At 68.4% G+C, this 11,096-nt stretch carries 13 protein-coding genes; all 13 read left to right on the plus strand.

Annotated elements, in window-relative coordinates; all coding sequences use genetic code 11:
- Nucleotides 1-684 (plus strand): PepSY domain-containing protein (locus tag VGF12_RS05510; protein WP_331175039.1); only part of this gene is annotated, 684 nt, incomplete at its 5' end.
- Between the two features lie 8 nt (nt 685-692).
- On the plus strand, nt 693-2,501 hold the full coding sequence (locus VGF12_RS05515) for an NADH:ubiquinone reductase (Na(+)-transporting) subunit F (protein ID WP_331175040.1): 1,809 nt from the start codon (nt 693-695) through the stop codon (nt 2,499-2,501).
- 93 nt (nt 2,502-2,594) lie between these two features.
- A complete protein-coding gene (locus VGF12_RS05520; RefSeq protein ID WP_331175041.1) occupies nt 2,595-2,849 on the plus strand; it encodes a heavy-metal-associated domain-containing protein in 255 nt (84 codons plus the stop codon).
- Nucleotides 2,850-2,879: 30 nt separating this feature from the next.
- The gene (locus VGF12_RS05525) at nt 2,880-3,293 is read left to right on the plus strand and encodes a hypothetical protein (protein ID WP_331175042.1); all 414 of its coding nucleotides are present in this window, start codon (nt 2,880-2,882) and stop codon (nt 3,291-3,293) included.
- A gap of 97 nt (nt 3,294-3,390) precedes the next feature.
- Nucleotides 3,391-3,726 (plus strand): hypothetical protein, encoded by a 336-nt coding sequence (locus tag VGF12_RS05530; RefSeq protein WP_331175043.1) that lies wholly within the window; start codon nt 3,391-3,393, stop codon nt 3,724-3,726.
- Nucleotides 3,727-3,735: 9 nt separating this feature from the next.
- On the plus strand, nt 3,736-5,151 hold the full coding sequence (locus VGF12_RS05535; protein ID WP_331175044.1) for a TolC family protein: 1,416 nt from the start codon (nt 3,736-3,738) through the stop codon (nt 5,149-5,151).
- Nucleotides 5,152-5,165: 14 nt separating this feature from the next.
- Nucleotides 5,166-6,575, plus strand: a complete 1,410-nt coding sequence (locus VGF12_RS05540) for a copper oxidase (RefSeq protein ID WP_331175045.1) — start codon at nt 5,166-5,168, stop codon at nt 6,573-6,575.
- 19 nt (nt 6,576-6,594) lie between these two features.
- Nucleotides 6,595-7,095, plus strand: coding sequence for a cupredoxin family protein (locus VGF12_RS05545; RefSeq protein WP_331175046.1), 501 nt, complete (start codon nt 6,595-6,597; stop codon nt 7,093-7,095).
- Nucleotides 7,076-7,576, plus strand: a complete 501-nt coding sequence (locus VGF12_RS05550; RefSeq protein WP_331175047.1) for a DUF411 domain-containing protein — start codon at nt 7,076-7,078, stop codon at nt 7,574-7,576. The genes VGF12_RS05545 and VGF12_RS05550 overlap by 20 nt, the downstream gene beginning before the upstream one ends.
- Before the next feature lie 10 nt (nt 7,577-7,586).
- Nucleotides 7,587-7,943: a copper-binding protein gene (locus VGF12_RS05555; RefSeq protein ID WP_331175048.1), complete on the plus strand. Its 357-nt coding sequence runs from the start codon at nt 7,587-7,589 to the stop codon at nt 7,941-7,943.
- Nucleotides 7,944-8,068: 125 nt separating this feature from the next.
- Complete coding sequence (locus VGF12_RS05560; protein ID WP_331175049.1) at nt 8,069-10,267, plus strand: copper-translocating P-type ATPase; 2,199 nt, start codon at nt 8,069-8,071, stop codon at nt 10,265-10,267.
- Between the two features lie 96 nt (nt 10,268-10,363).
- On the plus strand, nt 10,364-10,555 hold the full coding sequence (locus VGF12_RS05565; protein ID WP_331175050.1) for a hypothetical protein: 192 nt from the start codon (nt 10,364-10,366) through the stop codon (nt 10,553-10,555).
- A gap of 44 nt (nt 10,556-10,599) precedes the next feature.
- Entirely contained in the window at nt 10,600-11,007 is a 408-nt protein-coding gene (locus tag VGF12_RS05570) for a hypothetical protein (protein WP_331175051.1), read from the plus strand.
- Nucleotides 11,008-11,096: the final 89 nt, after the last annotated feature.

Below are 11,096 nucleotides of genomic sequence, written 5' to 3' on the forward strand. Positions count from 1 at the left end.
CCCTTCTGGGTGCGCCGAGCCCACAAATGGATCGGCCTCGTCATCGGCGTCCAGGCCTTGCTTTGGATGCTCAGTGGCGTCTACATGACCGCCATCTCCCTGGACGTCATTCACGGAGACCATCTCGCCCATGTCTTCAACGAACCGCTGGACGCCAGCCCGGACCGGCTGGACGTGGCGCAGTTGGCCCGGCTGCAGCCCGGCCTTGAGTCCTTCAAGCTGAAGAAGTTCCTGGGCCGGGAGGTCTACGAACTCCGCGCCGCAGGAAAGGCCAACCTGTTCGACGCTCGCACCGGCGAGCTGCTGAGTCCGCTGCCGCGCGAGCAGATCGTCCGCCGCGCCCGCGACATCTACCAAGGTGAGGCCGAGATCCGGGAAGTGACCTGGATCACCCAGGCGCCCCAGGAGGTGGCCAAGCGGCCGGTCCCGATGTGGGCTGTCCGCTTCGACGACCGGGCCAACTCGACGCTGTACTTCTCGCCGGACACGGGTGACCTGCTTGCACGGCGCCACGACCTGTGGCGCTGGTTCGACTTCCTGTGGATGTTCCACATCATGGACTACGACACCCGCAGTGACGTCAACAACGGCCTGCTGCGCGTGGCGGCCGGCGTGGGCCTGCTGTTCGCGCTCAGCGGCGCCTGGCTGGTGGTCTACAGCTTCCGCCGGAGGGCCCTGGCATGACGCCTTGGATGCGAAAGATTCACAAGTGGATCGGCCTGGCGGTCGGGCTGCAACTGGTGCTGTGGATGTGCAGCGGCTTCGTCATGAGCCTGCTGGATGCTGACCAGGTGCGTGGGCGCGAGTTCCGGGCGCTGCCAGCGGCCCGGACGCCCTGGCCAGCCGACGCCCGGCCCCTGAATCAACTGCTGGCCGCCGCCGGCGAGCCCGCCCAGCTTGTCTCGACGGGCTGGCTGGTCGACCAACCCGTCTACCGGCTGGTCCGCGACAAGGCCACGCAGCTGGTCGACGCCCGCAGCGGCCAGACCATCGTGCTCGATGCCGCGTTGGCGCAGCGTATCGCTGAAGCCTCCTATCGTGGACCGGGCAAGGCGATGAAGGCCGAGCTGGTCGAACGCTCGCTGGAGACGCGCGCCCATGAGGGCCAGGTCTGGCGCATCGGCTTCGACGATGCCGAGGACACTAGCGTCTACCTGTCCCAGCAGGGTGACGTGCTGGAGCATCGCAACAAGACCTGGCGCCTGTTCGACGTGTTCTGGATGCTGCACATCATGGACTACAGCGGCCGCCAGGACTTCAACAACCCGCTCGTCGTCAGCGCGGCAGTGGGCGGTTTCTGGCTGGCGCTGAGTGGCATCTGGTTGCTATTCACCAGTTTCAGCCTGGCCGAGTTCATCCCCAAGCGCTGGCGAGGAACGCGCGCGTTGATGGTCCACGCACCGGACGGCAGCAAGCTGCGCAGCCTGCGCGGCCACGCAGGCGATACCGTCTTCGTCACGCTGGCGCAGCAAGGCCTGCAGCTCCCGTCCAACTGCGGCGGCGGACAGAGCTGCGGTCTGTGCGAGGTCCGCGTGCGTGGCTCCGCGCCCGAGCCCACCAGCGCCGATCGCGCGTTGCTGTCGGCCGAGCGTATCGAGGCCGGCTGCCGGCTTGCCTGCAACCTGCCGCTGAACCGCAACCTCGACATCGAGGTTCGCGGCGGCGCCGGGCTCGGCGAGGTCCACGAGGCCGAGGTGGAGCGCGTCCGTGCGTTGTCGCCCTTCCTGCGCGAGATCGTGCTGCGGCCCCGTGAACTGCCCGGCCCCGAGTACCGCCCGGGGGCGTTCATCCAGGTCCATGTGCCGGCCTACAAGATGGTCCGGCATCAGATCGACGCCCCCGAGGAGCACCGCCCGGCCTGGGCCAGCTTGCACCTGCCGGCGCAATGGAGCAGCGGCGCGCTGCTTCGCCGCTCGTACTCGCTGTCCGCGCCGGTGCAGCAGACCGATGGGCGCCTGACGCTGCTGGTGCGGTTCTGTCATGGCAGGCAGGGCGGCAAGAACCATCCGCCAGGTAAGGGTTCGGCTTACGTTTTCGGCCTCAAGGCCGGTGACCGGCTGACCTACAGCGGGCCTTTCGGCGACTTCGCGATCCGGCAGGGAGGGCGAGAGAAGGTCTTCATCGGTGGGGGGGCAGGCATGGCGCCGCTGCGCGCAATGGTCCGTGACCTGCTGGAGTCGGGGGCGACCGAGCCGGTCCACTTCTGGTATGGCGCCCGCACGGCTGCAGAGGCGCCCTATGTCGATGAGATGGACGCGTTGGCCGCGCGTTTCGGCAATTTCAGCTGGCAGTTGGTGCTGTCCGAGCAGCGCGATGCCGGCGGGCCGACCGGGCTGGTCCACGAGGCGGTCCGCGAGGGCCTGCTGGAGCACCACGCCGAGCTGCAGGCCTGTGACTTCTATCTCTGTGGGCCACCGCCCATGCTGGCCGCGACCCGCGCGATGCTGAAGCAGCTGGGTGTGCAGGATGACCGGGTGGCCTTCGACGACTTCAAGATCTGAGGCTAGGCGGAGGGATGCAAATACGGCTTGACCCTCCCACCGTGGCAAGGATGACAGTGGAGTACCAACCCAGCAAACCCGCGGAGATCCAGCATGATTGCCTTTGAAGTGAACGACATGACTTGCGGCCATTGCGTCAGCACCCTCACGAAGGCCCTGAAGGCGGTGGATGCGGGCGCCCGCGTGCACATCGACCTGGCGTCGCACCGCGTCCAGATCGAGCCGACAGAGGCGGACGCCGATGAACTGGCCGACACCATCCGGGAGGCAGGCTACACGCCGGTGGCACTGGCCGACGCGTCCGTCACACCCACAGATCCCGCCACCGGCTCGTGCTGCTGTCGTTGAACGGATCGGCCTGACCCTTACACTTTGACCATGAGCAAGTTCTGGCGGATCGCACTGGCATGGCTGCTGGCCGTGGCGTTGCCCATTCAGGGTTACGCCGCCCAGACCATGATGCTCTGCGGTCCTGCCAGCCATCAAAGCGTGATCGAGGATCACGCTTCGTACGATCATGACCATGCCGGCATGGGCGGCCATGAAGCCCATGCCATGGCAGACGTGGGCGTGACGGCCTCCGACGCCGACAACGCGCCATCCCCCCACGCCCAGCATGCCGGCAAATGCAGCGTGTGCTCGTCCTGCTGCAATGTCGTCGCGCTGACGACCACTGTCGTGAACCTGGCCGTGGCGCCGCCCGACCTGCCCGAAGTCCCGACCATCCAGGTCGCCCACGACCGCGTCATGGTTGGCGGGCTGGACCGACCTCCTCGAAGCTTGCGCGCCTGACGGACCGGGGCCGCGCGCCCCGTCGCCTGCCTGCACCGGGCGTGTCGTGACGACACAGCCTCCGGCTGCAGCCTTTCAGTTCATCAGCGAGAGAAGCATGAAATCCATCGCATCCGGCGTGGCGCTGGCCATGGCCGCAGCCATTCTGGGCCTGCCGTCTGGCGCGTCAGCCCAGTCGGCGTCCCCCGACGCCAGACGGCCTGATCCCCTGAACCCCAAGGCCCATGTCCCGGCCGTGGCCTATCGCTCCGCCTTCCAGGGCTACCGCCCGAACGCGGAGACGGACGTGAGCGCCTGGACCGACGCCAACAAGACCGTTCACGAAGCGGGTGGCTGGCGGGCCTATGCCAAGGAGGCAAGGCAGGCCGACGCGGCCACGGCGCCGGCACCGGCCGCTTCGGCACCCAAGTCCAAGGGCCATGAGCACCACTGAGGCACCGACATGAAGACTTCCTTCCCCATGCCGTTGCGCCTGACGCTGCTCGTGGCGCCCCTGCTGCTGGCCGGCTGCGCCAGCCTCAGCGGCAACGGCGGTATCGCGCCCGTCCAGGACGCCGCGAAGACCCATCTTGGCGCGACCTTGCTGCCCGCCGCGTCCGAGCAGGACCTGGACACCATCGACCGACGCGTGGCCGAGTTGCTCGGCCAACCGCTGAGCGCGGATTCGGCGGTGCAGGTCGCGCTGCTGAACAACCGCGGCCTGCAGGCCAGCCTGCAGGAGCTGGGCATCGCCGAAGCGGAGATGGTGCAGGCCAGCCGGCTGCCCAACCCCGGCTTCAGCTTCGCCAAGACCCGCCGCAGCGACGAGCGCGAGATCGAGCGCGGCTTCTCCTTCGACCTGGCCCACCTCGTGGCGCTGCCCCTGGCGCGCCAGGTCGAGGGGCGCCGCTTCGCTGCCGTGCAGCGCAGCGTGGCCATGGAGATGCTGTCGCTTGCCGCCGAGACCCGCAAGGCCTTCTACACCGCCGTGGCGGCCGAGCAGACGGCGAGCTACATGCGCGACGTCCGAGCCACCGCCGATGCCGGTGCAGAGCTGGCCAAGCGGCTGGCCGAGGCCGGTAACTGGACCAAGCTGCAACGTGCTCGCGAGCACGGCTTCTTCTCGGAGGCCGTGCTGAACGCCGCGCGTGCGGACGCGGTGCGCGTCGCGACCCGCGAGCGCCTGACGCGGCTGCTGGGCCTGTGGGGGCCGCAGGTTGCGTTCGTGCTGCCGGGGCGCTTGCCGGAGCTGCCGACCGAGCCGCAGGACCAGCCGGACATCGAGCAGGCCGCGATGGCCTCTCGGCTGGACGTCCAAGCAGCCAAGGCCATGGTGGAGTCCACGGCCAGGAACCTGGGTCTGAGCAAGGCGACGCGCTTCATCAACGTGCTCGAACTGGGCTACCAGCGCAATGGCTCCAACGAGGCGCCGCGCCAGACCGGCTACGAGATCAGCATCGAGATCCCCCTGTTCGACTGGGGCGACGCACGCATCGCCCGTGCCGAGGGCGTGTACATGCAAAGCGCACACCGGGCGGCGAAGACGGCGGTCGATGCCCGTTCCGAGGTGCGCGAGGCCTACCAGGGCTACCGCTCGGCCTACGACATCGCCCGGCACTACCGGGACGACATCGTGCCGACGGCCAAGCGCATCTCCGACGAGAACGTGCTTCGCTACAACGGCATGTTCATCAGCGTGTTCGAGCTGCTGGCCGACGCCCGCGCGCAGATCGCCGCAGTCAATGCCTCGATCGAAGCGTTGCGCGACTTCTGGGTCGCCCGCGCAGACCTCGACATGGCCCTCGTGGGCAAGCCCAGCCTGGGCACCGGCGCTGCGGCGGCCGTGGCCGGCACGGGCGCCGGTGCCGCCGCCCATTGATTCAGGAGTTCACGATGTTTTCCAGACGCAATTTCTTCCGTGGGGCCGGTGCTCTGACCGCGGCCGTGTCCGCCGGTGCCGTCAGCCGCGTCGCGATGGCCGCGCTGCCGGAGCCTGTGCTGCAGACCCGGCCGGACACCATGCCGCCGCTCGTGCCCGGTACCGGCCGGCCCTACAACCCCGTCGTCACGCTGAATGGCTGGACGCTGCCCTGGCGCATGAACCAGGGCGTCAAGGAGTTCCACCTGGTGGCCGAGCCCGTCGTGCGCGAGCTGGCGCCGGGCATGAAGGCGCACCTGTGGGGCTACAACGGCCAGTCGCCGGGACCGACGATCGAGGTGGTGGAGGGCGACCGGGTACGGATCTTCGTCACCAACAAGCTGCCCGAGCACACCAGCATCCACTGGCACGGCCAGCGCCTGCCCAATGGCATGGACGGGGTCACCGGTCTGACCCAGAAGGCCATTCAGCCCGGCCAGACCTATGTCTACGAGTTCGTGGCGCGCCGGCCCGGCACCTTCATGTACCACCCGCATGCCGACGAGATGACACAAATGGCCATGGGCATGATGGGCTTCTGGGTCACGCATCCCAAGGTGAAGAACCCGCAGATCGATGCGGTCGACCGCGACTTCTGTTTCCTGCTGAACGCCTTCGACATTGATCCCGGCGCCGCGACGCCCAAGATCATGACGATGACGGACTTCAACCTCTGGTGCTGGAACAGCCGCGTCTTCCCCGGCATCGACACGCTGAACGTGCGCAAGAACGACAAGGTGCGCATCCGCGTCGGCAACCTGACGATGACCAACCATCCCATCCACGTGCATGGCCATGAGTTCACGGTCACCGGCACGGACGGCGGACCCACGCCCAAGGCCGGTCGCTGGCCTGAGGTGACGACTGACGTCGCGGTCGGCCAGATGCGTCAGATCGAGTTCGTTGCCGACGAGGAGGGCGACTGGGCCTTCCATTGCCACAAGAGCCATCACACGATGAATGCGATGGGGCACGACGTACCGACCATGATCGGTGTCGACCACCGCCAGGTGGCCAGGCAGATCACCAAGCTCGTGCCCGACTACATGGTGATGGGCGAGCGGGGCATGGCCGACATGGGCGAGATGGAGATGCCCCTGCCCGACAACACCCTGCCCATGATGACGGGGCAGGGGCCTTTCGGTGGCGTCGAGATGGGCGGCATGTTCTCGGTGCTCAAAGTCCGCAAGGACCAGAAGCACGGTGACTACAGCGACCCTGGTTGGTACCAACACCCCAAAGGCGAGGTCGCTTTCGAGTGGACCGGCGCGCTGCCCGAGCCCGCGCGCTTTGCCGCCGAGGGCGGCCAGTCCATGCCACGCAAGACGCCAGCGCCGCCCTCCGAAGTCAACGTCCGCAAGCCCACCGGCCATTCGGGCCACTGAACCACCCAAGGAACAAGCCATGACATTGAAGACCTTCCACTCCCTGGCCGCGCTGGTGCTGGCCGTCGCCGCTGGAACCAGCTTTGCGAGCGGCCAGCATGCCGGCGGCCATGGCGGTGACGCCATCGGCAAGCCCGGGGTCGCCGCCAAGGCCACACGTACGGTGCGCATCGACATGACCGATGCGATGCGCTTCACGCCGGCCAGCATCGCCGTCAAGCAGGGCGAGACCGTGCGATTCATCGTGAAGAACTCAGGCCAGCTCAAGCACGAGATGGTGCTCGGCACCGTGCAGGAGCTCAAGGAGCACTACGAAGTGATGAAGAAGCACCCCGAGATGGAGCATGCCGACGACAACATGGTCACCGTCGCTCCGGGCCAGACCGGCGAGATCGTGTGGCAGTTCACCCAGGCCGGCAAGATTGACTTCGCCTGCCTGCAGCCCGGCCACTACGACGCCGGCATGAAGGGCGCCATCCAAGTCGCAGCCAAGGACCGCCATGCCGGCCACCAGCACTGACCGCCGGCCGGCACTGGCGCGACGCGGCCTGCTGGCCGGCGCTGCCGCCTGGGCCTTGTCTGCCGGGGCTGTGGCCCGGACCTCGCCGCCCGCCACGGGCGTGACCAAGGTTCAGGTCTGGAAGGACCCGAGCTGCGGTTGCTGCAAGGACTGGATCCAGCACCTGCAGGCCAATGGCTTTCAGGTGGCCGTCCATGACGTCGGCAACAACGGCGCGCGCAAGCGCCTGGGCATCGAGCTCAAGTACGGGTCGTGCCACACAGCCCTGGTGGGCGGCTACGCCATCGAAGGCCACGTGCCGGCGCGCGAGATCCAGCGCCTGTTGCGCGAGCGACCGCAGGCGATCGGGCTGGCCGTGCCGGGCATGCCGGTCGGATCGCCTGGCATGGACGGCCCCGTCTATGGCGACCGCAAGGACCCCTACGACGTGCTGTTGCTGAGCAAGGACGGCAGCGCCAGCGTCTATCAAACCTACCGTTGAAGGCCCCCTCATGAAGATCATCAAGACCCTCACCCTGGCCGCCGTGACGGCCGCCACCACCACTCTGGCCGCCACGGCGCTGGCCCAGGCCATGGACCACGGCAAGATGCACGGCGCCGGCTCGCCTGCTGCCACATCCGCCGACATGACTGACGGCGAGATCCGCAAGGTCGACAAGGACAACAAGAAGCTGACCATCAAGCATGGCGACATCAAGAGCCTGGACATGCCTGGCATGACCATGGTGTTCCAGGTCAAGGACCCGGCCATGGTCGAGCGGGTCAAGGCCGGCGACAAGATCCGCTTCAAGGTCGAGAAGGGCGCCAGTGGCTTCGTCGTCACGGAGCTGCAGCCGGCCGGCCATTGAAGCCGCCCGCGGGCCCGGCTGGCACGCGCCGCCGGGCCGACGGGGCTTGACCTTGCCACGGTGGCAAGGCCGAGACTGTGCCTGCCTTGCCAGCGACGGGTGCAAGGCGCATTCAAGGATGGCCCATGAAGCATGAACACGAGGCTCAGCCAGCGCAGGCCGGGCATGCGCATCACGCGCAGCACCCACAGGAGGCGGCGCCCGAGGCGGCGAAGGCCGGGGTGGTGGCGGCGGTGTACACCTGTCCCATGCACCCGGAGATCCGCCAGGACCATCCGGGAAACTGCCCCAAGTGCGGCATGACGCTGGAGCCGTTGCTGCCGGAGCTGGACGAGCAAGAGAGCCCGGAGCTGGTCGACTTTCAGCGTCGCTTCTGGTGGACGCTGCCGCTGACGGTGGTCGTCACCGTGCTGGCCATGTTCGGGCACCGGCTGCAGTGGTTCGAAATGTCCACCCAAAGCTGGATCGAGCTGGTGCTGACGCTGCCGGTGGTGCTGTGGGCCGGCTGGCCCTTCTTCAAGCGCGGCCTGCAGTCGCTGCTGAACCGCAGCCCCAACATGTGGACGCTGATCGCGATGGGCACCGGTGCCGCCTTCGCCTACAGCGTCGTAGCGACGCTGGCGCCGCAGGTTTTTCCAGCCTCCTTCATAGCCATGGGCCGCGTGGCGGTGTACTTCGAAGCTGCGGCTGTCATCGTCTCGTTGACGCTGCTGGGCCAGTTGCTGGAGCTGAAAGCGCGCTCGCAAACCTCGGCGGCCATCAAGTCGCTGCTGGGCCTGGCGCCCAAGACGGCGCGGCGCATCGACGCGCAGGGCGTCGAGAGCGACGTTCCGCTGTCCCACGTGCACGTGGGCGACCTGCTGCGCGTGCGTCCGGGCGAGAAGGTGCCGGTGGACGGCGTCGTGGTCGAGGGCCGCAGCGCGGTGGACGAGGCCATGCTGACCGGCGAGCCGGTCCCCGTCGTCAAGGTGCCCGGCGACCCGCTGATCGGCGCGACGCTGAACACCAACGGTGCGCTGGTCATGCGCTCCGAGCGTGTGGGCGCGGCGACCATGCTGGCCCAGATCGTCCAGATGGTGGCTCAGGCCCAGCGCTCGCGCGCGCCCATGCAGCGCATGGCCGACCGCGTGGCCGGCTACTTCGTCGTCGCCGTCGTTGGCACCGCGGTGCTGACGCTGCTCGCCTGGGGCTGGCTGGGCCCCGAACCCAGTTGGGTCTACGGCATGGTCAACGCCGTCGCCGTGCTCATCATTGCCTGCCCCTGTGCACTGGGTCTGGCCACACCCATGTCCATCATGGTGGCCACCGGTCGCGGCGCAACCCGCGGCGTGCTGTTCCGCGATGCGGCGGCCATCGAGAACCTGCGCAAGGTGGACACGTTGATCATCGACAAGACCGGCACGCTGACCGAGGGCCGGCCGGGTTTCGACCGACTGGTCCCGGTTCCCGGCGTCGACGAGACCGAGCTGCTGCGTTTGGCTGCCAGCCTGGACCAGGGCAGCGAACATCCACTGGCGGACGCCATCGTCAGGGCGGCGCGCGAGCGCGGCCTGGTGCTGAGCGAGCCGGAGGGCTTCGAGTCCGGCAGCGGTATCGGTGTGCGCGGCCGGGTCGGCGGCCGCAGCCTGGCGCTGGGCAACACCGCGCTGATGGAGCAGTTGGGCGTCGCGGTCGATGCATTGCTGCCGCAGGCCGAGGCGCTGCGGGCCGAAGGCGCCAGCGTGATGCACCTGGCCGCCGACGGCCGTCTGCTGGGCCTGCTGGCTGTGTCCGACCCGGTCAAGGCCAGCACGCCCGAGGCGCTGGCCGCGCTGCGCGCCGCCGGCGTGCGCATCGTCATGGCCACCGGCGACGGCCTGACCACCGCCCGCGCGGTGGGTGCGCGGCTGGGCATCGACGAGGTGCTCGGCGAGGTGAAACCGGCCGACAAGCTGGCGCTCGTGGCGCGGCTGCAGGCCGAGGGCCGCGTCGTCGCGATGGCCGGCGACGGCATCAACGACGCGCCGGCGCTGGCCAAGGCCGACGTCGGCATCGCGATGGGCACCGGCACCGACGTAGCGATGAACAGTGCCCAACTCACGCTGGTGAAGGGCGATCTGCGTGGCATCTCGACGGCGCGCGCGCTGTCCGAGGCTACCGTGGGCAACATGAAGCAGAACCTGATGTTCGCCTTCGTCTACAACGCGCTGGGCATCCCGGTGGCGGCGGGGCTGCTGTATCCGTTCACCGGCTGGCTGCTGTCGCCAATGATCGCGGCACTGGCGATGAGTCTCAGTTCGGCTTCGGTCATCACCAACGCGCTGCGCCTGCGGCGTACCGACTGATGGCCCTAGGCTTGCAGTCAGCGGCCATCGCGCTGCATGAGGACCCTGAGGAATATCACCGCCCGGTGCATCCCGTGCACTGATGGAGTGCCGACGATGGAAGAACTGTTTCATGGCGTCTCCGAGCCCGAGCTGTTCAAGCATCTGGGCCTGTCCGCGGGCGATGCGGAGAGTGCCCAGTGCCTGAACCGGCATGCGCCGCGACTTGCCGATGCCGCGCGGGCCGAGGGGGGGCAGCTTGATGTGGCACCGCGCCACCCCTGGGCCACGTCATCGACGTCGGCTTGACCTGACGCAACACCGCCGACCGCCACGCGCCTATCCTCGCCAACGTGCTGCTGACCAAACGCCTCCGCCGCTGGATCGCCTATGGCGTGATGCTGGCCCTGCTGTCCATGCAGCTGGCCGTGGCGGCCTATGCCTGCCCGCAGATGGCGCAGGCATCGCAGCCGGCCGTGATGGCCATGGCGATGCCGGGCTGCGATGGCATGTCCGGGGCCATGGACCCCGAGCAGCCCCAGCTCTGCCAGGCCCATTGCGTCAACGACGCGCAAGGTACCGGCACGGCCGCCGCGCCTGACCTGCAGCCCAACCCCGCCGCGCTGACGCTGCTGGTGGGCATCGTCGAGCCGCTGCCGCCGGCCCTGCCCGCGGCGTTCGCGGCGGGCCAGACGGGCACGCTGGCGCGGCCGCCCGGCGCGCCGCCCCTCTACCTCTCGCTGCTGATCCTCTGGAATTGAGCTGAGCGCTGGTCGCCGCGCATCCGGCGCGGCTGGCCGTTGTTGCAGTCTTGATGCCGAGGATCACCATGCCCAATCCCTTTTCCGGC

It is taken from the genome of Roseateles sp., assembly GCF_036404855.1.
In the GTDB taxonomy this organism is placed as follows: Bacteria; Pseudomonadota; Gammaproteobacteria; order Burkholderiales; family Burkholderiaceae_C; genus Pelomonas.

What these genes read in the sequence shown, in the direction of transcription:
- VGF12_RS05515 (WP_331175040.1), top strand. Translation starts at nt 693, where the DNA reads ATGCGAAAGATTCACAAGTGGATCGGCCTGGCGGTCGGGCTGCAACTG.
- VGF12_RS05520 (WP_331175041.1), top strand. Translation starts at nt 2,595, where the DNA reads ATGATTGCCTTTGAAGTGAACGACATGACTTGCGGCCATTGCGTCAGC.
- VGF12_RS05525 (WP_331175042.1), top strand. Translation starts at nt 2,880, where the DNA reads ATGAGCAAGTTCTGGCGGATCGCACTGGCATGGCTGCTGGCCGTGGCG.
- VGF12_RS05530 (WP_331175043.1), top strand. Translation starts at nt 3,391, where the DNA reads ATGAAATCCATCGCATCCGGCGTGGCGCTGGCCATGGCCGCAGCCATT.
- VGF12_RS05535 (WP_331175044.1), top strand. Translation starts at nt 3,736, where the DNA reads ATGAAGACTTCCTTCCCCATGCCGTTGCGCCTGACGCTGCTCGTGGCG.
- VGF12_RS05540 (WP_331175045.1), top strand. Translation starts at nt 5,166, where the DNA reads ATGTTTTCCAGACGCAATTTCTTCCGTGGGGCCGGTGCTCTGACCGCG.
- VGF12_RS05545 (WP_331175046.1), top strand. Translation starts at nt 6,595, where the DNA reads ATGACATTGAAGACCTTCCACTCCCTGGCCGCGCTGGTGCTGGCCGTC.
- VGF12_RS05550 (WP_331175047.1), top strand. Translation starts at nt 7,076, where the DNA reads ATGCCGGCCACCAGCACTGACCGCCGGCCGGCACTGGCGCGACGCGGC.
- VGF12_RS05555 (WP_331175048.1), top strand. Translation starts at nt 7,587, where the DNA reads ATGAAGATCATCAAGACCCTCACCCTGGCCGCCGTGACGGCCGCCACC.
- VGF12_RS05560 (WP_331175049.1), top strand. Translation starts at nt 8,069, where the DNA reads ATGAAGCATGAACACGAGGCTCAGCCAGCGCAGGCCGGGCATGCGCAT.
- VGF12_RS05565 (WP_331175050.1), top strand. Translation starts at nt 10,364, where the DNA reads ATGGAAGAACTGTTTCATGGCGTCTCCGAGCCCGAGCTGTTCAAGCAT.